The organism is Paenibacillus sp. MER TA 81-3 (assembly GCF_023713585.1).
Taxonomy (GTDB): Bacteria; Bacillota; Bacilli; order Paenibacillales; family Paenibacillaceae; genus Paenibacillus_B; species Paenibacillus_B profundus.
In genome coordinates this window covers 1-24,622 of record NZ_JAMAWB010000033.1, presented here as the reverse complement: position 1 = coordinate 24,622, position 24,622 = coordinate 1, and the positions used below count along the sequence as shown (strand labels likewise).

General features: G+C 40.4%; 22 protein-coding genes and 2 pseudogenes. 20 read left to right on the top strand and 4 right to left on the bottom strand.

What is annotated here, in order from left to right; translation table 11 throughout:
• Positions 1-339 precede the first annotated feature (339 nt).
• The gene (locus M3650_RS29295) at positions 340-948 is read left to right on the top strand and encodes a class I SAM-dependent methyltransferase (RefSeq protein ID WP_251579755.1); all 609 of its coding nucleotides are present in this window, start codon (positions 340-342) and stop codon (positions 946-948) included.
• A gap of 422 nt (positions 949-1,370) precedes the next feature.
• Here M3650_RS29295 and M3650_RS29290 read toward each other — a convergent pair whose 3' ends face one another.
• Both M3650_RS29290 and M3650_RS29285 read right to left on the bottom strand, forming a co-directional pair.
• Positions 1,371-2,285 (bottom strand): DUF4261 domain-containing protein, encoded by a 915-nt coding sequence (locus M3650_RS29290; protein ID WP_251579814.1) that lies wholly within the window; start codon positions 2,283-2,285, stop codon positions 1,371-1,373.
• Positions 2,286-2,390: 105 nt separating this feature from the next.
• A complete protein-coding gene (locus M3650_RS29285; RefSeq protein ID WP_251579754.1) occupies positions 2,391-2,489 on the bottom strand; it encodes a DUF1963 domain-containing protein in 99 nt (32 codons plus the stop codon).
• A 249-nt stretch (positions 2,490-2,738) separates the two neighbouring features.
• On the opposite strand from M3650_RS29285, the gene M3650_RS29280 reads away from it, so the two are divergent.
• Both M3650_RS29280 and M3650_RS29275 read left to right on the top strand, forming a co-directional pair.
• Complete coding sequence (locus M3650_RS29280) at positions 2,739-3,983, top strand: DUF445 domain-containing protein (RefSeq protein ID WP_251579753.1); 1,245 nt, start codon at positions 2,739-2,741, stop codon at positions 3,981-3,983.
• A 321-nt stretch (positions 3,984-4,304) separates the two neighbouring features.
• Positions 4,305-6,122, top strand: coding sequence for an APC family permease (locus M3650_RS29275; RefSeq protein WP_251579752.1), 1,818 nt, complete (start codon positions 4,305-4,307; stop codon positions 6,120-6,122).
• Positions 6,123-6,235: 113 nt separating this feature from the next.
• On the opposite strand, the gene M3650_RS29270 is transcribed toward M3650_RS29275, so the two are convergent.
• On the bottom strand, positions 6,236-7,252 hold the full coding sequence (locus M3650_RS29270; protein ID WP_251579751.1) for a PocR ligand-binding domain-containing protein: 1,017 nt from the start codon (positions 7,250-7,252) through the stop codon (positions 6,236-6,238).
• 198 nt (positions 7,253-7,450) lie between these two features.
• Here M3650_RS29270 and M3650_RS29265 point away from each other — a divergent pair, with 198 nt between their 5' ends.
• Both M3650_RS29265 and dhaK read left to right on the top strand, forming a co-directional pair.
• Positions 7,451-8,581, top strand: a complete 1,131-nt coding sequence (locus tag M3650_RS29265; protein WP_251579750.1) for a glycerol dehydrogenase — start codon at positions 7,451-7,453, stop codon at positions 8,579-8,581.
• Between the two features lie 2 nt (positions 8,582-8,583).
• Entirely contained in the window at positions 8,584-10,344 is a 1,761-nt protein-coding gene (dhaK, locus tag M3650_RS29260; protein WP_251579749.1) for a dihydroxyacetone kinase subunit DhaK, read from the top strand.
• 319 nt (positions 10,345-10,663) lie between these two features.
• On the opposite strand, the gene M3650_RS29255 is transcribed toward dhaK, so the two are convergent.
• Positions 10,664-11,296 carry a LysE family translocator gene (locus M3650_RS29255; protein WP_251579747.1) on the bottom strand — a complete coding sequence of 211 codons (633 nt, stop codon included), beginning with the start codon at positions 11,294-11,296 and terminating at the stop codon, positions 10,664-10,666.
• Positions 11,297-12,022: 726 nt separating this feature from the next.
• Here M3650_RS29255 and M3650_RS29250 point away from each other — a divergent pair.
• The 15 genes and pseudogenes from M3650_RS29250 to M3650_RS29185 all read left to right on the top strand — a co-directional run bounded on the left by M3650_RS29250 (position 12,023) and on the right by M3650_RS29185 (position 24,505).
• Complete coding sequence (locus M3650_RS29250) at positions 12,023-12,850, top strand: serine hydrolase domain-containing protein (protein ID WP_251579745.1); 828 nt, start codon at positions 12,023-12,025, stop codon at positions 12,848-12,850.
• Between the two features lie 523 nt (positions 12,851-13,373).
• Complete coding sequence (locus M3650_RS29245) at positions 13,374-13,763, top strand: TOPRIM nucleotidyl transferase/hydrolase domain-containing protein (RefSeq protein ID WP_251579743.1); 390 nt, start codon at positions 13,374-13,376, stop codon at positions 13,761-13,763.
• 154 nt (positions 13,764-13,917) lie between these two features.
• Complete coding sequence (locus M3650_RS29240) at positions 13,918-14,079, top strand: DUF255 domain-containing protein (protein ID WP_251579741.1); 162 nt, start codon at positions 13,918-13,920, stop codon at positions 14,077-14,079.
• Positions 14,080-14,449: 370 nt separating this feature from the next.
• Entirely contained in the window at positions 14,450-15,274 is an 825-nt protein-coding gene (locus tag M3650_RS29235; RefSeq protein WP_251579739.1) for a hypothetical protein, read from the top strand.
• A gap of 484 nt (positions 15,275-15,758) precedes the next feature.
• Positions 15,759-16,241 (top strand): hypothetical protein, encoded by a 483-nt coding sequence (locus M3650_RS29230; RefSeq protein ID WP_251579738.1) that lies wholly within the window; start codon positions 15,759-15,761, stop codon positions 16,239-16,241.
• Positions 16,242-16,572: 331 nt separating this feature from the next.
• Entirely contained in the window at positions 16,573-17,229 is a 657-nt protein-coding gene (locus tag M3650_RS29225; RefSeq protein ID WP_019419094.1) for a hypothetical protein, read from the top strand.
• Positions 17,230-17,460: 231 nt separating this feature from the next.
• A complete protein-coding gene (locus tag M3650_RS29220; protein ID WP_251579737.1) occupies positions 17,461-18,132 on the top strand; it encodes a hypothetical protein in 672 nt (223 codons plus the stop codon).
• Between the two features lie 407 nt (positions 18,133-18,539).
• Positions 18,540-19,259 (top strand): hypothetical protein, encoded by a 720-nt coding sequence (locus tag M3650_RS29215; RefSeq protein WP_019419096.1) that lies wholly within the window; start codon positions 18,540-18,542, stop codon positions 19,257-19,259.
• Positions 19,260-19,651: 392 nt separating this feature from the next.
• Positions 19,652-19,891 (top strand): annotated as a pseudogene (locus M3650_RS32135) (recombinase family protein); the annotation flags it as partial.
• A gap of 6 nt (positions 19,892-19,897) precedes the next feature.
• Entirely contained in the window at positions 19,898-20,908 is a 1,011-nt protein-coding gene (locus M3650_RS29210; protein ID WP_285848744.1) for a recombinase family protein, read from the top strand.
• A gap of 61 nt (positions 20,909-20,969) precedes the next feature.
• Positions 20,970-21,828 (top strand): annotated as a pseudogene (locus M3650_RS29205) (IS3 family transposase).
• Positions 21,829-22,140: 312 nt separating this feature from the next.
• The gene (locus M3650_RS29200) at positions 22,141-22,395 is read left to right on the top strand and encodes a hypothetical protein (RefSeq protein ID WP_019420539.1); all 255 of its coding nucleotides are present in this window, start codon (positions 22,141-22,143) and stop codon (positions 22,393-22,395) included.
• Positions 22,396-22,554: 159 nt separating this feature from the next.
• On the top strand, positions 22,555-23,628 hold the full coding sequence (locus tag M3650_RS29195) for a YecA family protein (protein ID WP_251579735.1): 1,074 nt from the start codon (positions 22,555-22,557) through the stop codon (positions 23,626-23,628).
• A gap of 165 nt (positions 23,629-23,793) precedes the next feature.
• Positions 23,794-23,979 carry a hypothetical protein gene (locus M3650_RS29190; RefSeq protein WP_019420537.1) on the top strand — a complete coding sequence of 62 codons (186 nt, stop codon included), beginning with the start codon at positions 23,794-23,796 and terminating at the stop codon, positions 23,977-23,979.
• Between the two features lie 334 nt (positions 23,980-24,313).
• Complete coding sequence (locus M3650_RS29185; RefSeq protein ID WP_251579734.1) at positions 24,314-24,505, top strand: hypothetical protein; 192 nt, start codon at positions 24,314-24,316, stop codon at positions 24,503-24,505.
• Positions 24,506-24,622 lie beyond the last annotated feature (117 nt).

Below are 24,622 nucleotides of genomic sequence, written 5' to 3'. Positions count from 1 at the left end.
ACGTAATCGCCACAATGCGGCTGATAGGGAAGGATGCCTCTCGTATAAATAACCAGGGGGCATTTTGGTGATTTCAGTAAGTTGTTTCATTGACAAAATATAACTGTAACACTACTATAGGAAATAGATCTTTCAGAGAAAGATTACTTCACTTCTGTACCTACTTTCCAACTACCACATCATGTTGCTATTGCTTCACCTTACGCCTCCATTGCTTTTCGTTATTACAATTCTATCCTTTTTATGATTTGTTGCTGCTTTTCTTTGGCTGTTATGCTGTATCTTGTTCATCGTTGACAAGTAGTAAGTTCACATCTACTAGAGTGGGAGGATTCAAAAATGGAAAATACGAAAATACAAGATTATATTGAGAGTAATCAGCAGCAATGGGATGAAGAGTACAAATCCAACGTATGGGATTATTTATCGGATATTACGGAATACGCCAGATACTCAGTTGTGTACGGTTACATAAGAAAGTTTATTGCAGAAGAGGGCATTCTGGATATGGGGTGCGGTACCGGAATATTGTACGATATGCTTCTGGACAGCGAGAAAGAAGGATATGCGGGCGTAGACCTTTCACAGGAAGCGATCAAAATGGCATCGGCTAAAACGTCAAAAAACATTTTCCACTGCGGGGACATTAATCAATATGTGCCTGGGAAGCAATATGATGTTATCGTTTTTAACGAATCGCTGCATTATGTGCCCAACACACCAAGCAAACTTCTTGACTATTCCAATTACTTGACTCCTAACGGCGTTATCGTGTCTTCCTTGTATTCTCATAAAAACACCCAAGATGCTGCCTACACTATTATTGAAAATAAGATCGAAGAGATGGAGCAATGCGGACTATTCGACGTACTGGACAAGGTGAGCGTATTTAATCACAACGCCGGACTGAAATGGTACATCCATCTTTTAAAGAAAAAGAATGTATAGGTGTCTGAACCAGAAAAGGTCTAGGACTGAAAAGGGGCAAGATTCGAGTTGCTTCTTGCATGACTTCGTAAGCAACAGCGGACTTTTAGAACAAATTTTATAGGGTTGCAAGATAGATAAAGAAGAGCCGTCTCTAAGTTCAATAAGGACTTTGGAAGACGGCTCTTTGTACATTTCAAGTGTTATCAACTTGTCGTGATAGCATAAGAAGGAAGTGTGACGATTGATGGACAAGAGATTTCGATTCTTGCAAGAGGAGACTTGTTGGATTTGAATGGTAACTACACGCTAAAGCAGGTCAACGCTTGGGACAAAATAGAACGCAGCCGTTATCTAGCTGCATCACGGTTTCTCACTATTTCACTCTAGTAACATTTTCTTGCCGTTTCCACTGGACAATCTTTAGTTCTTAGTCAGCAATATTAATTTTCTTCCTGTATGTATCCCTGTCTTCCAGCGTAGTAAGGTTCTCCCGGATCGATGTCGATAACGACGCGATGCGGGGCGGCTAGTGCGTATTGATGCTCGCAACGCCAACGCATGTCTTCGGTGAATCCAATCGTTTCCCCGTCATTGATTACGTCTCCTTGATTAAACAAATAGTATCCGATATTCGCTAAATGTCCGGCAACCTCATCAGGATCAAGATCATAATAATGACACTGAACATCAGGAATACCCAGTGCAGCGAGTCCTATTGAATCCATCAAGCCCTCTGCCCGTCCGCTTCCAGTCCCTTCAACATTATAGAATCGCATATTCATCGCACCATATAACAGGGCACCCTCTTCAATCGCAGCCAAATACGCTTTAGGCTCTACAAGCTTGTCGCTCTCCCGAAAGTAAATCGCATCACAAGGAGCCGCTTCCAGAAGCGCTTGGAGTACGCCAGTGAACAGCTGTAATCTTGATTTGGGGTCAAGTCCTGATGCCATCATGTCTGCCAGAAGCAGCGAATAGTTGCATTCGTGTAGAGTCTGAGCGGCTTCCTGCCAATGCCAGGATTGCTGAATAGCCGTTTCGTAGTCCGAAGCCGGACGATTGTCCATGTTCATCAAGCTGGTCTGGGCAGGCATTTCTCCTTCCGCATATTGAACCATGTAGTTTAAATGAAAGAAATGAATCATGTTATCCTTATCAACTTCGTCCGCTTCCCAAACAGCTAGCCCTGCGGCATCCGTTTCCTGTTGTTCTGGCTGTTCTATTTTACCGGTGTAACGCTCCACTTTCTCATAGAGAAAATTTCGATCCAGCTCTGGCTGCCGCTTGTATTTTAGTTCAACCGCATAGACCCGCGCAAACCCAAAGTCTCTCTCTTCCTCACGTACATCCTTCATATTTGGTCTTGTCTCCTTCGTGAATTCATTATTATAGTCGGCCACATGCCGTCTTTCCTTCATTCAGATAGAATACGCGATGTTCAATTTGATAAGCAGGCTCATCTATCCCCACAAAAAAAATAGCATGCCGCTAGTCGGAAGCAGCGACGAATCGTCATGCTTCGCCAAATCTTTCAGATTGAGTTGCACTAAAAAAGTCATAGGCGTTATATCGATGGATCTATTATATAGTATCCTAGCAGGCGCTTCTAGAGATGAACACTATGGAACGGAGATTGAGTATGCGATATACTGAAGCACAAATCAAACAACTTGAAGTAAATCCTAATGAGCGATGCGTACTTCCTCAGGAAATTCTTAGCCATCTGGGAATAATACCAATTAAGGTATTGCATCTTGAACTTCTGTGTTTACTTCAATTTGCCCCTTGAACAAGGGAGGGAGGATATCATGAATTCCAAATATATAGCGGGAATATCCCTAATTGTGATGGCTGCAGGCTTCGTGGTCACACTCATGCTGCCTGATTATTTATGGATACTGCTTCTGCAGGGCGGCTTCGAAGCAGGTCTTGTGGGCGGGATCGCTGACTGGTTCGCAGTTACGGCGCTCTTTCGACATCCGATGGGGATTCCCATTCCCCATACCTCATTGCTCTTAAAGAATAAAGATCGGATTGTTCAATCTCTCGTATCTGCTATAGAGACGGAGCTCTTGAACAAAGAGAGCATTGAGAAGAAGCTTCGCGGATGGAATCTTGTGGAGCGGGTGACTGCGTTAGCTACTCAGGCGGTGCAAAAGAAGAAGGCTCGCAGACAAGTGCTTGATCGTGCGATACATCTTGTTGAAAGGCTTCCTGTAGAGAAGCTTGCTCCCGTCGTTAAGTCAGGGTTAGCTTCTTATGTACGGGAAATAGAGCTTCATCAAGCATTTGACCAGCTTGCCACCTATCTCATCAAGGAGGGGTATGAGGAGAAAGCGCTCGACTACGTGCTCGAAGAGGCGGAGTCGTGGGCTCGGCGTCTAGAGACGAAGCGCATGCTTGGCAGAGTGGCGAATGAGAAGCTGGCGGATGTGAAGCTTGGCGGACTGAAGGGCTTTGCATTTCAAGCCTTCGCAGGCTTCATGGACGAGGATAAGCTTGGTCAATTGCTGCAAGGCATGATTACTTCATCCCTGCAAGACTTGAAGGATGACGATAATGAATACCGCACAATGATTATTCATGAGATTCGTGTGCAGGTCTTCCAGCTTGCTATGCATGAAGAGAAGGTGGGGCGACTCAAGACCTGGCTGCTCGAGCATATCCAGCGTGAACGTTTTGACGAGATGATTAAGGAACGTTTGGAAGAGATCCGAACGATGGCGCTTCATGCCTTAGCCCGTGAACGCGACACGGGGGGCCGAATCGTTCTCCAAGTTTACCGTGCTGCCGTTCGACAGGTGAAGGCGAATCCGGAATGGATCTATGAGATCGAGAATCGAGTCAGTCAAGCTGTTGTCGCTGTCGTTGAGAAGAACCATTATCGTATCGGTCAGCTGATAACAGAAAATATAAATCAAATGGACGATGAAGCGCTAATTGAGATGCTCGAAGGCAAGATCGGCAAGGATTTGCAGTGGATTCGCGTCAATGGCGCCTTGTGCGGATTTGTCATCGGACTGCTTCTAGCGGCAATTCAACTGTTTCTTTAAATCAAGATGGAGTCTGTCGATAGCGGCAGGCTCTTTTGTTCTATAGGTTGCAGAACCAGTCCCCCATTTTTGATGTATCGTGCAAATCGTGAACAAAAGTGCATAAATCAAGGCGATATCAAGATAATAAGACCAACTGAACATCTTTATTCGTGCACATGCGATGGTTACGCTTATTTGGTGAAAAAGCAAGCCTGTATGGACATTATGGACGTATCCTTTGTTTTTACCAGAACACTTGTGACAGGAGTAACATACATTTCTGAACCTCGACTAATATGTAAGTAAACTTAGTATGAGTAAAGTGAGGCAGCAATCGATATGGCTAGTAAAGTAAAACGGTTATTGATCGGAAAACCAATGAAGAGTACAGAGCTTGAAGGAGAGAAGCTTGGCAGATTAAAGGCGTTGGCGATATTATCCTCTGATGCTTTATCGTCTGTCGCTTACGGTACCGAGCAAATTCTGATTGTTCTGCTTGCCGTAGGGACAGTGGCCTTTTGGTACTCCATTCCGATCTCGATTGCCGTGCTTGCCTTATTATTGATTCTGGTCTCATCTTATCGTCAGACGATATTTGCCTATCCTACAGGAGGAGGCGCTTATATTGTTGCTAAAAATAATCTCGGAGTATCAACGGGACTGCTTGCGGGCGGTTCGCTCCTCATTGACTACATCCTGACCGTGGCAGTAAGCTCATCGGCAGGAACAGATGCGATTACCTCTGCTTTTCCTGCGCTTCATAATGACAAGGTCTTGATTGCAATCTTGATGATTACGTTTCTGACCATCATGAATCTAAGAGGGATTACGGAATCGGCATCGGTGCTTGCGATCCCGATTTATTTATTTGTGATTGCGATCTTTATCCTGATCCTGTTGGGTGTGGTCAAGTACATGACGGGTGGGGCAGTGGCTGCTGCACCGGATATGGAAGCAGCCTCGACGAATATTAGCCTATTCCTGCTGCTGAAGGCCTTTAGCTCAGGCTGTTCGGCGTTGACAGGGGTAGAGGCCATGTCGAATGCGGTTCCGAACTTCAGGGAGCCATCGGAGAAAAATGCTGCAGCTACGCTTGCGATGATGGGCGGGATTCTCGGCGTTATGTTCCTTGGGATAAGCCTCTTAGCCTATTGGTATGGAGTCGTTCCCAACGGCAAAGAAACGGTCGTTTCACAGATCGCGGGGTCTGTGTTTGGACGAGGAATGGTCTATTACCTTATCCAAGGGGTAACGGCGTTGATCCTGTTTTTGGCTGCGAATACGGCGTACGCCGCCTTTCCGCTGCTAGCCTATATGTTGGCGAAGGACAAATTCATGCCCCGCATGTTCTTGGTTCGAGGGGATCGATTGGGATTTTCGAATGGCATTATTATTCTGGGTGTGCTTTCTGCTTTGCTTGTCCTGATCTTCGGTGGGGATACATCAAGCCTAATTCCGCTTTATGCGATTGGGGTATTTATCCCATTTACGCTGTCCCAGCTTGGGATGATGATAAGATGGATGAAGCTGAAGCCTCCGGGCTGGTCATGGAAATTCGCGGTGAATACCGTGGGTATGCTAACTACGCTCATGATCACAATGATCTTCCTGATTACAAAGTTCAGTCAGGTGTGGATGGTCTTTATCTTCCTGCCAACCGTGATGTACATCTTTCATAAGATTCATAAGCATTATCTCATTACGGCAGATGAGCTTCGCATTGATATTCATACCGAGAAGCCGAAGGCTAAAGGGAATACTATCATTGTCCCGGTGGCCGGCATAACGCGAGTCGTCATGCATTCCCTTAGTTATGCCAAGTCGATGACGGATCATGTGGTTGCCGTCTATGTGGGCTTCAATGATGAGGATATCAAGCTGATGGAGAAGAAGTGGGCGGAATGGGATCCTGGAGTCCGATTAATTGTACATCGTTCCAGCTATCGCAGTGTGATTCGTCCGTTAGTGAAGTTCGTGGATACCGTCGAATGGAAGCAATCGGAGAACGATCATGTTACGATCTTGATTCCTCAGTTCATACCGCGCCATTGGTGGGAGAACATCTTGCATAATCAGACGAGTATTATGCTGCGTGCCTACTTCATCAATCGCAAGGATGTCGTGATTACGACCGTCCCATATCATTTTCAGCAATAATGAGGGAGGCATGAAGGACATTCGGACAAGTTGCTAAAGAAGCAACGCTGAAATTATAAAAAACAAAGAACCGCCGTGGATTTAAACTTTGGCAGACGGCTCTTCGCGTATGGCTAGCGCTGATAAATTTGCCGATAACGGGCAGGAGTTATGCGTTCGAATTTCTTGAACGTCTTAATAAAATAGCTAGGTTCGCTAAATCCCAATTCGTTGCTAATTTGAGAGATAGACAGGTCGGTCGTCTCTAAAATTTGTTTGGCCCATTCCATTTTCAACCGCGGAATGAACACAGAAAAGTTTTCTCCGGTCTCCTTCGTAAAAATGCGGCTGAAGTAACTGGGGCTCACATGGCAAAGCGCGGCCATGTCCGCTAATTTCACGTTCTCGCTTTTATGAGTGTAGATATAATCGAATGCTGGTTGAAGAATGGCGTTGGCAGATATCTTTGACTGATTGGACATTTTACTGATTTGACTATCGATCAGTGTATTTTCCAATTCGTTCTTTATCGATTGAATGCTGCGGTACGAATGCTCGGCAAGAGAATCGATAACAGGCTTATTGCTTGTTAACGCTTGCCGGTACATATCTATAGTTGCATTTTTATTGATCGCTTCTTCCACGATATAATTGCACAAATGATACAGCATTTCCGAGATTGTCGTTACTTCGTCATAAGACAAGACCGGGAGCAAAGTATATTCTTGTTCCAGACCTAGGAACTTTTTATTGGCATCGGCATTGGAGGGACGAGTGACGATTTGCTCAAGCTCCATCGGATTGTCACGCAGCTTGACCTGTCCTGCCATGATGGCCCCCATATACTGATTATGAACAATAATCGGGATGGCGATATCGACAATATTGTAATGGCATAGATAGATATAAGGCTTGTTCAACCGAACAGCCTCCAGACCGCCCCTTGCGTCGCACTTCTGGCAGTATTGAGACAGTGCCTCGTCTTTGCGAATCGCCTGACAGAAGCTTTGACAGTGACTGTGCTTCGTAACAGGCACACCTTTATAGTCAGTTGTTATAACGGCCATTTTGGTAACCAAAGAGAGTGAGTCCTGCAGCTTCTGCCATTTTTCCATATCAATGATGCTTTCCAAATTAAAACGTGAGTTCACGATGACCCATTCTCCTTTTGTCCGCTTCGCATCATTATAGCATAATAATCGGATAGAAAGACAAGATAATACCATTTTCGCGGTTTAGGATAAGATAATACGATGAGATAGCGCTTTATTTTGCAGGAATAGTTCAATGATCTTGTACGGAGTCGCCACTATAATGGAGATACAATAACACAGAGGAGGATTACGCACATGAGAAAAGCGTTTATAAGTCCATCAAAATATGTACAAGGTGAAGATGAACTATTCAACCTGGGTTATTTCATCAAAACATTCGGAGAGTCGGCTCTTCTGATCGCCCATGCCGATGATGTGCAACGTGTGAAGCAGAAGCTCGAACATACAATGGAAAAATACGGTGTTACAATAGTTGAGAGCGGTTTCAGTGGAGAGTGCTCTCGTCAAGAAGTAAAGCGATTGCAGCAGCTTGCGATTGAACATAACTGTTCTTGCACCATTGGACTAGGCGGGGGGAAAGCTATCGATACCGCGAAATGCGTAGCAGAGGGCGACGCGCTCATCATCGTACCGACCATTGCTGCGACGGATGCACCGACAAGCCATTCCGCGGTTCTTTACTCGCCGGAGGGCGAGTTTGACGACTACGCTTACTTCAAACAAAGCCCAAGTGTTGTAATGATTGATACAACTGTTATTGCCAATGCGCCTACGCGCTTCCTGGTTGCGGGGATGGGGGATGCACTGTCCACCTACTTTGAAGCGAGAGCAACCGCAAACTCTTATTCCAATGTGAATGCAGGGTTGCCATGCGGCGCTCATGGGGGCGTAAGTCCAGCTAAAGGGACAAAAGCGGCTCTTGCTCTTGCCAAGCTGTGCTATGAGACGTTGCTGGAGGACGGAGCTAAAGCGAAAACATCCTGTGATGCGAACTTGGTTACGCCAGCGCTTGAAAATATTATTGAAACAAATATCCTGTTGTCTGGCCTAGGCTTTGAAAGCGGCGGTCTGGCAGCTGCGCATGCTATTCACAATGGCTTGACTTCTCTGGAAGGCACCCATTCGTATTATCATGGCGAGAAAGTGGCCTTTACGACATTGGTGCAATTGGTTCTGGAAAATGCAAGCACAGCAGAAATCAATGAAGTGTTGCAGTTCTGCGTGAGCGTAGGCCTTCCGGTGTGTCTGGCCGATATCGGCGTAACGAGTGTGACGAACGACGAATTGCGGAATGTGGCCCAAAAAGCTTGCATACCAGAAGAATCGATTCATTCCATGCCTTTCCCGGTTAATGAAGAGATGGTAGTGGCTGCGATTCGAGTAGCGGACCACATCGGACGGCAATATAAACAAAAGGGTGAGTAAACGTGAAAAAGATCATCAATAAGCCGGAGACACTGGTCAGAGAAATGTGCAACGGCATGGTGCTTGCACATCCTGAGCTGGAGTTTAACAGCAAATATAAGATCATTAAGAAAAGAGATATGAATCAAGACAAGGTAACTTTGATAAGCGGCGGAGGAAGCGGCCATGAGCCCGCTCATGCCGGATTTGTCGGCCAAGGGATGCTGGATGTGGCGGTCTGCGGAGACGTATTTGCATCCCCATCCCAGATTCAAATTTACCAAGCGATCAAAGCTTCCGCCAGTAAAAAGGGCACGCTGCTCATTATTAAAAATTACAGCGGCGACATAATGAATTTCAAAAATGCAGCACATCTGGCTGGGGAAGACGGAATAGTTGTCGATTATGTCAAAGTGGACGACGACATTGCGGTGGAAGACAGCCTGTACACGGTTGGCAGAAGAGGCGTTGCAGGGACTGTACTTGTTCATAAGATCGCCGGCGCAGCCGCTGAAGAGGGAAAAGAGTTAGCTGAAGTGAAGGAAATTGCCCAAAAAGCGATAGATAACACGAGAAGCATTGGCTTTGCCCTTACCTCGTGCACCGTTCCGGCCAAAGGAACGCCGACATTTGAGCTAAAAGATAATGAAATCGAATATGGCGTAGGCATTCACGGCGAACCTGGCATTCGTAGAGAACAGAATGTATCCTCCAATGAGCTGGCGAAGAAGATGGTTACGGATCTGTTCCGTGATATGAAAATAAACGGCAGCTCGCAGACTGAAATCGCGGTGTTAGTTAACGGGTTCGGCGGATCGCCGCTGCAAGAATTGTATTTGCTGGCCAACGCGGTTGTTCGGGAAATCCGCAACCATAACGTGCCCATCTTTAAAGTATTTGTCGGCAACTACATGACAAGTATAGACATGGCAGGCGCTTCTGTGTCCATGATCAGATTAGATGAACAATTAAAACATTATCTGGAAGCTAGTTGCGATACGCCAGCGCTTCAAGTGACAGGGCCGTTCAGCCCGCTGCGTATTGAAGAAGCACCAGTGGAGTCGCCAGAGAATCAAGCCGTATCCTATCGATGTGAGACAGATCAGCAATATGCCAAGATCGAACGGAATACCTTCTCGTTACACAATCTGATCTATCTGACGGACAAGATGAGTGAGATTATTATTGAAAATGAAGTTCCTTTCTGCGAACTGGACTCGCATGCAGGCGACGGCGACTTTGGCATGAGTGTCGCAAAGGGCTTTAAGCAGTTAAAGAGAGAATGGCATGAGATTATGGAACACCACACCGGAAGTATTGGCGAGTTTCTAAATGCATGTTCGCTCATCATTATGGAGCATTGCGGCGGCGCTTCCGGACCGATCTGGGGATCGGCATATCGAGCGGCCAGCAAATATGCGGGAGACAGTACTGAATTAACTGTCGCCGAATTTGCGGGTATGATGAAGGCCGTTGTCAAAGGCATCCAGGATACGGGCGAACGTTCTTTCGGAAGAGGAGCCGTAGTTGGAGATAAAACCTTGATTGACGCGCTGGCACCATTCGCCGATGCATGGGAGCAATGTGCAATAGAGGGCGACGATATCAAGACTGCATCAGCCAAAGCTGCAGAAGCAGCAGTTCAAGGAGCGAAGCATACAGAGTCAATCGTTGCCAGAATGGGAAGAGCGGGAACGGTTGGAGAACGAAGTCTGGGTTATCCGGACGCCGGCGCCTATGCATTAGGTGTTATTTTCACGGAGTTAGCTCAGGTGTTAGAATAAATGGATAACATCGCTTAGAGCGGGGAGTCGGTTTCTCGGGCTTCCTAGATGCAGCCTGTTAGTAAATAACATTTGAAGTATATGAAACCGGAGCGCAAGTAAAACAGCGCTTCGGTTTCTTTATAAGGCAGCGTGTAAAATCCAAATGATCTTAAGTCCTATCAAAAAGGAGTTTCCAGTAAAGTTGTAGAATGGACTATGATTATTACTCAGATTAGCATTCAGCATAACCTTTGCAGTCTAAATATTGCCGTGAAGGCAGAACAGGAAGCTGAGGGTATTATTAATTCATCACATAGCTATCAACTTAAAATGACAACTATAGTATTCCTTTTATTGTTATTATAAACTGATATAAGAAGTATCCCGCAAAACCTATTAAAATAAATCCAGCGATTATGGATACCCATTTGATCATTGTTTGACTCATTACTTTTCTTGTTACCGCAACAATTGCAAGTAGACCAACATCATGGACTAGGATACCAGTTAAAATACCCGCCCCGACGATTAAAAATTTTGTCGGTTGTGTCGTATCATAAGAATCAGAAAGTACAGCTCCAAAAACGGAAATCCAAAACACGAGATTTCCTGGTGAAACAGCTACAAGTAAGCCATTACGATACGAGCTAAGAAATGATCCGTTTGGTTTATCACCAGCTAACGTAATATCTTGATCTGAGTTTTTTATGGAATCATAGCCTAAAAATGCTAAGAAACATGCGCCAATAAGCCACATTGGTATTTGAATGTAAGATATAGCAAGTACAGAAGCCAATCCCATATATAATGCAATAATTAATAATAAATCGATTGTCATTCCACCTAATCCTACAGCCCAACCATGCATAAAACCCTTTTTCAGACCTTGTTTCGTCATTTCAACTGTCATTGCTCCTACAGGCATTGCAATTGCAAGACCCGCGAGAAGATATGTGAAAAATAGATTCAAAAAATCACTTCTTTCAAATTTGATGTCTCCATATCTTCATTAATATACACACTTCAGCATTAAAATTCAATATTTGTTTGGATTTATTATATCGATAAACGATTACTATTCAGGATAAGCCGGAACTCTGAATTTACCCCTGTCAAGTAAACAGATTATGAGGATAGAGCTAATCAGGTATCGTTAAGGCAAGGGCAATGAAACTTTATAGCGTTTGAAGCTTGTGAAAAAAAGGTTTAAAGCGTATGTTAGGAAGCCAACTCATACAGATGAGCTTGATATAGATTGGAAAGTTCAGCATATGTCAATAAAGTAGGCACAAATGCTAATACGTGTAAGAGAAATGAAGAAGCCAAGATCGTGTGATCTTAGCTTCCTGAATGTTTAATTTGCTATGCACGTTCTCCGTATCGTTGATTAGATGAGTGGGGTGGTTGTTGTTTCTTTTGGTAGGGCACCCTTCCTTTACTCCATATGCTGAGATTCAATATTAGGTAAAATGAAAATGGCGCAATATCCAAGTAATTGAAAAGATAAATCGTAGATGTTAAACAAAACGACGAAGCTAATCACTACTACGGTTGGAATGATCCCTCCCCAAGCCCATGAGCTCCTGCTTGATAATTTGTTTAGTTTCGCGAAGTGAGGCGATGGCTGATGGCTGTCAATCGGAAACGAAGAGGGGGAACTGAATGAACAAAGAAGCTGTAAGAAGAGAGATTAAAAATGAAACTGGAAAGAAAAGTTGCTTCTAATCTAAAGCTTCATAATGTTTATTTGTTAGTACATTCGGATAAGCTGGATATCCACTGGCCTATGGCTGCGGGGGAAACAGACGGATTCACCGCCAATCCTAAGCAGCCTTATCATACGGCTAGCGTGGGCAAGACCTTTACTTCTGTATTACTCGCTATATTAGTAGAAAAAGGACTTGTCAAATTTGATGATCCTATCGCCAATTACTTGCCTCCAGATATCCTTAAAGATCTTCACCTATTTAAAGGAAAAGAGTATACATACGACATACAGATCAAACATTTGTTAAGCAATACATCAGGTATACCCGATTATTTTGAGGATAATCCTAGGCAGGGTAAAGCGTTAATGGAAGAAATACTTGAAAACCCCTCTCGTTTTTGGACACCGCAAGAAACCATATATTGGTCTAAAGAGCACTTACAACCCCGCTTTCCTCCCGGGAAAAGGGTTCATTATACGGATACAGGGTACAATCTCTTAGGACTCATCATTGAAACGATTACATCAAAGCCTTTTCATGAAGTGCTTCATGACTACATATTTACCCCTTCAGATTATTCAAAAAGAAACCTTGGACATCATGCACCAATGGAACAAAATGTGGATAGGAATGGATTATGGCTATGGGGTGATGAGGATTCATTTTCTTCCTTTCACTCGAAAATATATCGGGTGGGGGCATCTTGGCGCGAGTGGCGCCTCCATGCTTTACTTCCCCAACATGGATGTATATATAATGGGGAGTTTCAATCAAACCGCTTATCAATCCAAAAGCATGAACTATATATTTTTTAACGTTCTGCGTAAATTAGCAAAGTATGCTCATAGTTAAGGGGTCTAGTTTATGGAATAGGAAAAATATCTTGGCAGTGTAACTAACCAATGCGGGAGAGCGCATCACTGGCAGCGATTAGGTCATGAGATTGTTCTACCAAAAGTCCGCCAGATTGGTAACCAAAATAGCAGAGGTGGGCTGTTAAGCTCATTATCGAAAACTCATGTCCAACAGACATGGGTTTTCTTTTTGTTTTAGGGAAGCTTTAATAAAGTTGGAGAAGTGCCGATTTTATGGTGGCATGAAAACAAGCAAGTCATTTCAAATTATTTAATAAAGTATAACTACAAAATCTAAGATCCAAGAAGTTAGAAAGTGTCTCACTGCGGCATCGCCTAATACCGGATTCACGCTACGGCCTTGCTCCGGACTGAAGTATTTGAAGTGGATTCGGTGTAGAAACAATCTCCTTCGCTATGTTCTCGCAAACCTAACGATAGGAGGAATAGGGGATGCTGGCAAGTGTCTCTTTTTGCTTTCTACTTGAGCATTTTTACGATGCAATGTTCGGCACGTTTATTATGCAATAAACAAGTAATAAACCATTTATATGAAGCTGAAGGGATTTATGTATTGATGGTAGGTGGAATTGGTTTTAATAATTACTTTAGTATTCTAGAAAAACTAGGCATATCATGTGTCATAAAAACTGACAATGATCTTCGTGGATCAAGTGGCGGCAAGTTTAGTGTACTTGGCTTTTCACGTTGTAATAGATACATTGGTGAAAAGATACTACCGACATCTAGAATTGATAACAGCACAGTGAGTGCAAAGAGAGAACTTTATAATGCCAATATAATTAAACCTGATATGATTCGTGAAGAATATGGTATTTATCTTTCTAAATGTGAACAATTTTATAATTATTGAAGAGGAGTTCCAAAAGTTATTGAATATATTACGATAACCTGTTGTAGGGAGCTGGCTCAATCCTCATCAATTGGTTTCTCCACCTAATTGGGTAAAACACCTCAAAGCAAGCATTCCTTTTCCCTAATCCCACAACGAAAAGAGGTAATGCCCGATGACAACGAATCACATACCCAATAGATTAATCGCTGAGAAATCGCCTTACCTGCTCCAGCACACCCATAATCCAGTTAACTGGTACGCGTGGAGCGAGGAAGCTTTTAACAAAGCGAGACGAGAAAATAAGCCTATTTTCTTATCTATTGGGTACAGCTGACGTTGATGATACATATGTACATGTCATTGATGAGATGTTCGCGTGAATCAATTTTTAGAAGCTTCTGCTGAAGGAATTGGCGGAGGCTTTTTGTTTGAAAGTATAGGATTAGTGATCGTCATATTCTTCCATTCAATAGTATAATAAAAACATGTTTCAAAAAGGCTATTTAGACACGATGAGTTCGTTTAATCAATTGTATTTCTTATATTTATGAACTTCGTGAATATTACGTTATACGATAGAATCAATTAAAAGCAGTATAAAGAAGATTGATTTACATGCATAAAATATTGATCCAGCATTCTCAGAATGTTTTATCCTGAAATTATTGTAGGTCTATATATAAAAACCCTGTGGGAGGTGCAGTATGTATCAAAATTTTTTATTGGTACAAAAAGTAAATGAGCATGCAGATTTTAAAGTACATTTTGCAACGGGACAATATATTAATTGGACATACGAAACAATGAGGAGCCCCTCGAAGAAGCTGAACAATCCAATGTTTCCTATAATCATTACTGATCAGAGAGTAACAATTCAAGAAAAGCCGAAAGGACGTGAAACAAGTTGTTATAGAATCTCAGAGAATAAAATCAGATTTATTGATGATTACGGAGTACCAGATGGTTTTCTTATATGTGTTACAGGACCAGAGGGTTACCTACCTAAGTTAATAAAGTTTGGTCCAAAGCCTAACGTGTACATGGAAGGATTCCCCCATAGAAACCCTGGAATATTTGATTTCTACGTCAATGCAACTACGAGGGAGGCTTCAATATTAGTTCATACAACTGAAAGATCACTCTTTAGCATGGCTGTTGATTTTGAAAAATATGATGGCGATTTCAGTGTACATAGAAGGACTAATTATCATGATGCATTTGATTTAACAATAGCTTTAAATGCAGGAAGGTTTGAAACAGTAACAAAAAAAGACGTAAGGGATATTATGCCTAACATATTGGAATCAGAGTCTGAAAAAATAGTTGAGGTTATGAATGAGTTAATAGATCATTTGAATACAAAACAAGATAGCAGTATACCTAATAGTCTCAAATTAAATATTGCTCATGTATTCAATAGTGTACTTGCAACATCTTCTGCTACAGTTACGGTAGTAGATTCGTACATGAACAATGTAAGTGTAGGGAAAATGATTAAGACATTGATAGAATATTTTTCTCAAGGATAATTTGGTGAATCATAGGCATGCGCAATTGAAAAGTGAAATCTACTTAAATACCTACTAAATAAAGAACTAATAATGTGGGTGAATTCAAGAAGAACGATTCCATCGTATAACATAATATTCACGCTGCGGACATTCGTCCTGGGTCCGGCATTCGCCGGACACCTCAGCGTCCGCTGAGGTCGTGAATACAGGAACGTTATCGGAAAGATAAGGCAAAGACCAACACGTTCTAAGCGGATTTTGAAAGAATTATAATAAAAGAATATGCCATATAATATCTGTGAAATGCAGCTAAACTGGAATTTGTGGGGGGATTAAAATAGAAGAATTAAAACCAAACGAAAAAGAGAAAGAAGTATTATCATTATTTTATAATAGATTCTATGATTTATATGAAGAAGTTGTAAATGATGATTTTATTAATAAGGATGCTAAAATAAGATTTTATAAACTAAGAGAATCATTTTCGATATATAAAGAATTATTGAGTTATGAGCCGATTAAAGAATATATTAATTGGATGAAAAAAGGTGGACGACCTCATTTTGAAGGGATAATTGCGGATGATTTGTTTAGTTTTATAAGAAATTTATTATTACATTTTCCTATTTTTGATACATGGGATGAAGTTTATATAAATAAAAACTTAGCCACGTGGAGTAAAGTGGGACAAATAGATAAATTTCTAACTAAAGGTATTGAAGGGAAAATTGATGGTAAAGGTACGGTGAAATATAGAATATGGGAAGAAAAAAAGAAAAAAATGACCTATTTTTGTATTAATTTTCCTGAAAAATATGATAATACAAATATTTACTTAAAGGATATAATATCTGAAGAAGTTGGAATGAAATTTTGTATGGCATTAATGAGAGCGATATTAGATACTCAGGTAGAGGATTCAGAAGTACCAGATATAAAAATAATGTCTCAAGTATATTTACCAATAAAAACAAATAGTATTTGAAACTGCATAAATTCCAATTTATCAGTGAGATTATTAGTGCAATGGGTATTTTGAAAAATGATAATTCAAGCTCGTATTATCCATGTTATGCAAATAGATTATAGGTATGTAGATAGGTGAACTTTAAGACTCCAACGTATAGTCCTACTCAAGCTTGGGGGGCCTCATCCATCCGATAACAATGCACTCAAGTTCGCTTTGCCTGTTTTGGGAAGAAGCAAAGCACATTCCTCAGCCTAAGATTAAGAGCTATCTAAGGCTGAGGAACGTCTTGAGTGCGGAGACGTTAGCTCAAATTAGTTAGAAGAATAGAAGTTGAGTGGAGGATCTTATGCAGATACAAAAAGACAACATAAAATTCACTTTCATAATCAGTGTATTTTCATTTGCAGCAGCTCTTTGGGTTTCTACAACATCAAACGGTTTTTGGTTGAATGTCTTGATAGGTATTTTTTCTAGTGGACTTCTTACTTTATTTTTATCTGTTGTCGCATATCGAATTGAGAAAAAGAAAACTCTTGAAGCGTTCTATTCTTCGGTAATAGAGGTAATAAATAATTTTAGCAAATATGAAAAGAATGATGACGCGATTAATACAATAAATGCTGTTTTAAGTATGAACGAATTTAATTATATGGAATTAGATACGTCTTATGGCAATATTAGTTTTCTTGTATTCGATAAGAGACATAGGGAATACATCAATCAAAAAATTTATTCAAGAATAAATATAGTTAGAAATGCTGTCGCAGAAAAATCGTTTCACTTCAAAGAATTTAAAAAATCAAAAAATGGAAATCTTAGAGTGATGGAAATCTTCATTAATGAAATTGACGACTTATTTATTACTAAAACTATTAAAGAGATAGCAGATTTACAAGGACAAGTCATTAAATTAAATGTTTCCTTCAACAAAATTACAAAAGAACTTAGTGATGAACTTAAAGGAGACTATTTCATCCTGATGTATGGAAAGAAAGGTAATTGAAGGATTGAATATCAAGATGCAACTAACTTCAGCTAACATCATATCCACGCTTCGGATCCTTACGGATCCTCGGTCTGCAGAGGTGATTCAGAGCAGCATTTTTAGCAGACAATAATATCTACAAGGTTAAGTGACGGAGCGACTTAACCTTGTAGAGTTCGTAGATACAGAAACGTTATTCGAAATTATACTGAATGAGAGGGAAAGAATTTGAAACGATTTTTTAGTGATTTGTTTGATAAATTATTTAACTATCACAATTGGTTTTTTTACAAAGGAAGGTTTACTTCAACAAGATTAGGAGACTTATTTTACATAGTAATTGGGAGTATGATCGTTATTTATTTAATAGTTGGTGACAATAAGTACTTTATTGAAAAATTCGCAGGAATATTTGGGGCTTTCATGTTCTTTGCTTTGTTCTTAACCACTTTTAAATCATATTGGATTAAGCCGCCTAAATTCATTCGAAAAGGTAATGATGAAGTAAGTAGTTTTCTTAGCATCTTTAATCATTCCTCATATCTATATGGACTAACTATATTTACATTTTTTCTTACTTTGACTCTTAATGGACTCCTGATGACAATCTCTCAATTCATAATCGGAGTAAGTTTTGACTGGCAAGCAATATTTTATAATCTACTTTTTTTATCTATGTCATTGTTTACAATATTCTATTTTATGTTTCATATTTCGAAAGATAAAATTACGATAAAACAAGCAAAAGCAAGAATTTCTTTTTATTTATTATGCTCTGGATGTATAACTGCAGGATTATTTGGAACATCATTTAAATTAGCCCTTACCCCATTTCTTACATATGTCGGTATTGGATACCTCTGTTTGAGATATTTTATTGATAAAATTGATAGTGAGAGTGAAACAAAGGAGTCAGTATAAATTCGTATAACATAGTACTCTAGCTGAGTGGCTAGCAGTTCCTTAGTTTGCAGAAGAGTTTTCGATGAAGCAATTGGCAATTAGACCCCTTCGAGGCTAAGTCTGGGGACTTTGGAGGTTGATAGCTAGACATTAGTTCGACTTAAATAACTATTTAGTTGCCAACGCTTAAACAAAGATGGGATATTCGTTTGAATCAATTATTTAAGAAGCTCCTGCTCATGGTATTGGAGTGGCTTTTTTGTGTGAGAGTATAGGATTAGAAATCGTCATATTGTTTTATTTAGTAGTATAATACTACTAAATAAATTACATTATATGGTAACATCTTTAATTAGTACATAATCAATTAATACGACTTATTAGTATAAGTGAATTATATTTACAAAAAGAAAGGGAGTTCCTAAGTGCAAGAAATTATTGAAAAACTGCCTGCATTAATTACTATTGTAGGGACGATCATAGTTTGGGTTAGGTTATTTGTTAGAACATCCAATAAAACAATTGTAGATATGGTGATAGAGCCAAGAAACGTGAATCTGTGGGACAAATTTATTGAACTTGTATTGTTGTCTTCGCTGCTGGTAATTATGTTTCTACTTCCAATGTTTATACCTGAAATAAATTCTATGTTAATTGATGTTATAATGATGGTTGATATTATTTTGTTTTTTATAACTCTGATTATCATTTTAATTTATTGGGTATGTTCATGGTTTAAGCAAGTAAAAGGTAGATTTCTAACTATCTCTATAGTTACAAATTATTTATTAGTATTTTTGATGCCTTTAATTTTAATATGTTATAACAGAAAAAAAATCTTAAATGGAGTTGAAGAGAATTACATCTATGGGTTTATTGCCTTTTTGGCTCTTGTCGTTTTTCATTGTATCTTGATAACATTTTATCCGTCAATTCTTAGGTACTTTAATAAACCAGAAATAAAAAGGTATAAACTTGAGCGAATTCAAACACCTCATGATATTTTACAAGGTTTATATTTGCTATATATGCTGGATAATGAAAGACATGTACTAAGTGAAAACTCAAATATTGCTAAGATAGGAGATGGAGATTTTTATATTTACTATCCTAAAGAAGATGCTCTAATTAAATATTTTAAATAAAGACCTATTCAATCATAATAAGACCGATACAGCTATAATACCAGCTAGGAATCAACTCAACTCCCGTAACCAAAAGTACGGGAGTTTTTAAAATTTGATAATGCTTTTTTTACCGTGATAATTGCTGGGTTACACTTGCTCCAATCGACTATACCTTAAATACAAATCCCCAATTCGCTTCAACATCTAACAATTAAGCACGTAGCTGTCTATTTAAGAAAATCACGGGACGATGGTGAGTTTGAAGACGTTCTCTCGAAGCATAGGGATACCCTTCTGGCCTTGGTCGAGAATAGAAATTGGACCTATAGGTTATATGAAGAAGTGGCCTCTGGTGAAAAGATAGAGTCCCGTAAGGAAATGCAGAAGTTACTTCGGCATTTGAAGACCAGCTCTATGATGGAGTAGTGGTCATGGATATTGACCGTTTAGGGCGTGGAGAAAATAAGGATTGGGCACTCATTAAAGATACATTCTTAAACTCAGAAACAGTCATTATCACGCCAAACAAGATATACGATCTGGAAATAGACAATGACGATGTATCCTTTGATTTCATGTCTATTTTTGCCCGAATAGAGTACAAAACGATTAAACGAAGAATGAAGCAGGGCAAAGAGGCTGGAGCCAAGAAAGGTATGTGGACAAACGGAAAGCCACCCTTCCCGTACTATTATGACAAGAATACAAGGTCGGTACTGGTGGATGGAACGAAGCGTCCGATTTATCGAGCGATTGTAGAGAAATATCTTAATGGAACAAACCTTGGTCATATTGCCATTTGGTTGACGGATAACAAGATACCCACGCCATACAACATTAAGCCGGATGGAAAGAACAAGGGCTGGTCAAATATTACGGTTCAACGGTTGCTGGCAAGCGAAATCCATTTGGGTTACATCACTTATGGTAAAACCCGTTCCAAACGTGGACAGGTGGAATCGGTTCCCGAAGAAGAGCGGATTAAAGTCATGGGAACACATGAAAAGCTGAAAACGCCGGAAGAACATGAAGCGATTATGGAGCGGCTGCTTAAGAATCGCATGTTGAATCCCAATTCAAGACGTAATATTTTTCCTTTGTCAGGCTTGCTTTATTGTGAAAAATGCGGTTCACGGATGAGGTTCCGGGTGGGAGAGAATAAGAAGCAAGGGCAGCACTGGAGTGCATTGTGCTATCACCAGTATAAAGATGGCAGTAAATGTGAGCAGCGCGGAAAGGTAATGGATGCTGATTTTTTCAATGCTCTGTATGATCGGATTATCCATGTAGACCCGGATATATTACGGGAAATTGAACTGCATGGAAGTCGTTATAGTGATACGCAGACGATCATCGAGGTCAAAGAGCAGGATTTGAAGAAGCAGAAGCGGGCGCTGGACAAGCTGCATGAATCGTATGAAGAGGACATGATAACGAAACAAGTATTTTTGGAGCGTAAAGCTATCCGGTCTAGGCAGATACAGAAGCTGGTGGAAGAGTTGAAGGATTTGCGAAAGATTGTAGTAGATGAAGGGAATTATCCAACTGTGGAGCAGATATATGAGCGGATAGGTGAGTTTAGGGAGTTGTGGAGCGCTGCGGTGACAAGTGAAGAGAAGAATCGAGCGTTGAAGAAGTTGGTGGAGCGGATTGTGATGCTAGACTAAATACTGGACACCGGAAACCGAGAGTGCGACAATAAATGCATTCATAATCGAGGTGTCTGACATGACGAAAAAGTATGATAAAGAATTCAAATTCCAAACCGTACGACTTATTCAAGAAGAAGGAAAAACGGTAGCGCAGGTAGCCCGCGAAATGGGACTTCACGAGAACACCTTGTATCGCTGGCTGGCTGAGTTCAAACAGGATGGAGCGAATGCCTTTCCTGGCAGTGGACAATTAAAGCCTGAAGACAAAGCTTTACGTGACCTGCAGAAAGAACTCCGCGAACTGCGAGAGGATAATGAAATCTTAAAAAAGGCGATGCACTACTTCGCAAAAGACCGGCACTGATCTATTCTTTTATCCATGATCATCGCTTCAAGATCCGCGTCGCGAAGATGTGCTCAATCAAACGTTCGCCACTAGCGCACCAAATAAGGTCTATTTGACCGATATCACCTATATCCCGACGGATGAGGGATGGTTGTACCTTGCCAGTGTGATGGATCTCTATACGCGTAAAATCGTGGGGTTTCACATGGATGAACGAATGACCAAAGAACTCGTCATCATTGCGCTGGATCGGGCTTACAACAGCCAGCGACCAGCCCCAGGAGTATTACATCACTCGGATCGTGGCAGTCAGTATGCATCTGCAGACTATCAGAAACGACTGAAGAAATACCAGATGATCGGCAGCATGAGTCGTAAAGGAAACTGCTACGATAATGCCTGTATTGAGTCCTTTCATAGCGTGCTAAAGAAAGAACTGGTTTATCTCGAGAAATTCAAAACGAGAAGTCAAGCAAAGAAATCTATTTTTGAATATATCTCGTGTTTTTATAATGGTAAAAGAATCCATTCATCCATTGAGTATTACACACCCAATCAGTACGAACGTATGTACCTAGAAACTGCGTAATTCTCTCGGTTTTATGTGTCCAATCTATTGACAGAGGTCCATTGTGTATAATCGGGAAGGGAATAGGGTAGAGCTGACGGTTTGTTATAAATGAAGATTTATGTTATTTTTTTAACTGCTCTACACATGTGAAGTGCCTAATATTGATGGTACGAAATGAGATGTGACAGTACTGCTCAAGATTTCTGAAAGCTGAATAGAATTATAATGGAGGAGACCTTTAGCTGATGTAAGGTCTCCTTTACTATTTTTCTAGTAAAATGGTATTAATTAATTGAGCAATCTGTTAAAATAATTGGAGGATATTGTAAGGTGTTTGAGGAATGTTATTGGCTGACAGAGACAACATGTCTCCAGCCAGAAGTGTTCCCGCAACTGTTCGTTGATTCTGTGGACTTGCTTCTAATTGGAGTCATGTCGCTAGTTCTATACTTCAGTCGTAAAGTAGTTGCTGTTCAACCTAAGGAGGAGATGCTGATGAATCTCAGGCTTCTGGTAGCGTCTTTTTTGGAGACCACGTGGGCTACAGCGATCAGCGCAACAGCAGGAACACTTCTGTCTCTGTGAGTCAATAACATCATTCATGTACTTGAATTAGAGAGATTGTTTATCATGCACGTATCTATTCAAATAGGTTGTTTAAACAAACCCAAGGAATGAAATGTTTGTGCTTTTGTCTTACATGGAAATGTTCAAGTTAAAGTGATGGTAGCAGGAGGGATGTTATTGAATAAAAAGATAGGTCGAAATGACCACTGTCCATGTGGAAGCGGAATCAAGTACAAAAAATGTTGTCTGGGTAAACATGACGATGAGGAATTTTCAAATCCAGTTAATTTTCTAAACAGTTTCAAGACTCTTAGAAAAGAATCGAAGATTAAGCAATGCCTACATCCAGATAGGCCAGCATGCTCCGAAAAAATAATTGGAGCTCATTCTATTCAAAACAACAAAATACTAAAACGACTCTCTAGTAATGGACATGTTTATATGCCATGCCCTAAGCCAGACAATCCATTTGCAGTTATGACTAAATGGGGACGCAAAGAAGCGACTGTGTTCACCGGTTTTTGTGGTCATCATGATAATAAGGTGTTCGACCCTATTGAAGATGGTCTTTTCGATGGGAGTGAATTACATATCTTCTTGTACACTTATCGTTGTTTCGCTGTTGAATACCATAAGAAAATGGAAGTAGTTAATATGCAAAAAAATGCGTTTAGACGTAAGCCTTCGTTGATTGGAATTTCAGGAGATGAAGATCCGTTTGGTGGTATGCTTATGTCTATTGATGATTTCCAACCTGTTAAGAGCCTGTTCGATAAATCACTTCTTACTGCTCAGTATAATATTCTATCCAGTGTAGTTTGGGAAATGCCGTTCCCAATCAATTTTGCAGCTTCAGGTTTTGAAGCACCAACTACTGATTTACAAGGAAATAAATTGCAAAATTTACTAGATGTCAGGACGTTAGCTAAGCATACTTTTGTGATTGTCTTTTCTGAAGAAAATAAGACCTATTGTATTTTTTCATGGCTCAAAGATAATGATGAACTCTTTTTTGGATATCGCCAGCAACTAGAAGCGTTAGATCAACAGCAGAGACAGAATTATATAAATAATACCCTGCCGATTATAAGCGAGAACATCGCATTAAATCCTGAATCATGGGATAGGATGGAACAGTCAAAGAAAGATGAATTTGGCATGCTTTTATGGGGGATGGCAGAGCTATCTGAACTCAGTGGACATTCTTACAATCGCTTAGAAACTCCTACATTCGACTTGTTCTCGCTATGATAGCTATTAAAGGGATTGCTAACCTTTATAATTAGGTATCTGCAGCCCAGCCCAGCGCTGCAGATGCCTTTTTTATGCCAATAATCACAACTAAAACGATAAGAATAACTTCAAATAACGACAAAAGAAGCTACTATATAACAAACTTCCAAGGAGGCGTTCCCCATGTCCAAGCCCATCCACTTGTACCAACTCGATATCAATCCCGCCATCGAGCAACACCTGCTCTCGCTCACTCAGCGTCATTTGAAGCTAGCAGTCGAACACAGTCGCTGCCAGACATCACATGTGGTGGCCGTAGTAGGAATGCAACGAATAGAACTTAGAAATCCTTTGTTTCCAAGACTTTAAGGGGTTTAAAACCTTCACGAAGGATGGTGTTAATTTCAAAAACAAGGTGCTGAAGGACAAAATCGAGGTTTCGGTCATACTGGACCTTGGTTTTAATATAGAGTGTGTAGACATGTGGAAATGATTGGAATTAATCTTAAGGAACGTGGAACTATACCTACCGTTCCTTTTTTGTTTTTCTGAATACTATGTCGAAACTGTTTCAAATATATGGTACTATTGGATTGGATACTATTATGGTAATAGCCACCTACTCGATGATTTTGACTCCTTTTGTCATGGCTTTTTCTAGGTTAAAAGGCTTGATTGTTAGTTATGAGAGGATGGTCGAAATATGATTAAAAAGATTATCGAACTGAAGAATATTGGTGTGTTTAGAAATCTAAGGTTTGATGATAGTAGATGGAATAAAGAGTTTAAAAAAGTGAATCTTATTTTTTCAAGAAATGGACAAGGAAAAACAACGTTGACTGAAATTATGAATTCATTAAAAAATAGTGATACAGATTTAATTAAAGCTATATAAGTTGAACAAAAGAATTAGAGGATTATGGTAAGGAATTTCAACCCTGCATGTCGAATAAAGAAGGAAATAGAAGAAGATAGGCAGGAAAAGAACATGGAAAACGCAACGAAGCTTGAA

Excerpts from the sequence above, each read along its gene's own strand:
- M3650_RS29185 (WP_251579734.1), top strand. The coding sequence starts at position 24,314 with ATGATTAAAAAGATTATCGAACTGAAGAATATTGGTGTGTTTAGAAAT.
- M3650_RS29285 (WP_251579754.1), bottom strand. The coding sequence starts at position 2,489 with ATGACTTTTTTAGTGCAACTCAATCTGAAAGATTTGGCGAAGCATGAC.
- M3650_RS29225 (WP_019419094.1), top strand. The coding sequence starts at position 16,573 with ATGCAGATACAAAAAGACAACATAAAATTCACTTTCATAATCAGTGTA.
- M3650_RS29265 (WP_251579750.1), top strand. The coding sequence starts at position 7,451 with ATGAGAAAAGCGTTTATAAGTCCATCAAAATATGTACAAGGTGAAGAT.
- M3650_RS29275 (WP_251579752.1), top strand. The coding sequence starts at position 4,305 with ATGGCTAGTAAAGTAAAACGGTTATTGATCGGAAAACCAATGAAGAGT.
- M3650_RS29290 (WP_251579814.1), bottom strand. The coding sequence starts at position 2,285 with ATGAAGGATGTACGTGAGGAAGAGAGAGACTTTGGGTTTGCGCGGGTC.
- M3650_RS29240 (WP_251579741.1), top strand. The coding sequence starts at position 13,918 with ATGACAACGAATCACATACCCAATAGATTAATCGCTGAGAAATCGCCT.
- M3650_RS29250 (WP_251579745.1), top strand. The coding sequence starts at position 12,023 with ATGAAACTGGAAAGAAAAGTTGCTTCTAATCTAAAGCTTCATAATGTT.
- M3650_RS29210 (WP_285848744.1), top strand. The coding sequence starts at position 19,898 with ATGTGGACAAACGGAAAGCCACCCTTCCCGTACTATTATGACAAGAAT.
- M3650_RS29295 (WP_251579755.1), top strand. The coding sequence starts at position 340 with ATGGAAAATACGAAAATACAAGATTATATTGAGAGTAATCAGCAGCAA.
- M3650_RS29235 (WP_251579739.1), top strand. The coding sequence starts at position 14,450 with ATGTATCAAAATTTTTTATTGGTACAAAAAGTAAATGAGCATGCAGAT.
- M3650_RS29280 (WP_251579753.1), top strand. The coding sequence starts at position 2,739 with ATGAATTCCAAATATATAGCGGGAATATCCCTAATTGTGATGGCTGCA.
- M3650_RS29190 (WP_019420537.1), top strand. The coding sequence starts at position 23,794 with ATGTCCAAGCCCATCCACTTGTACCAACTCGATATCAATCCCGCCATC.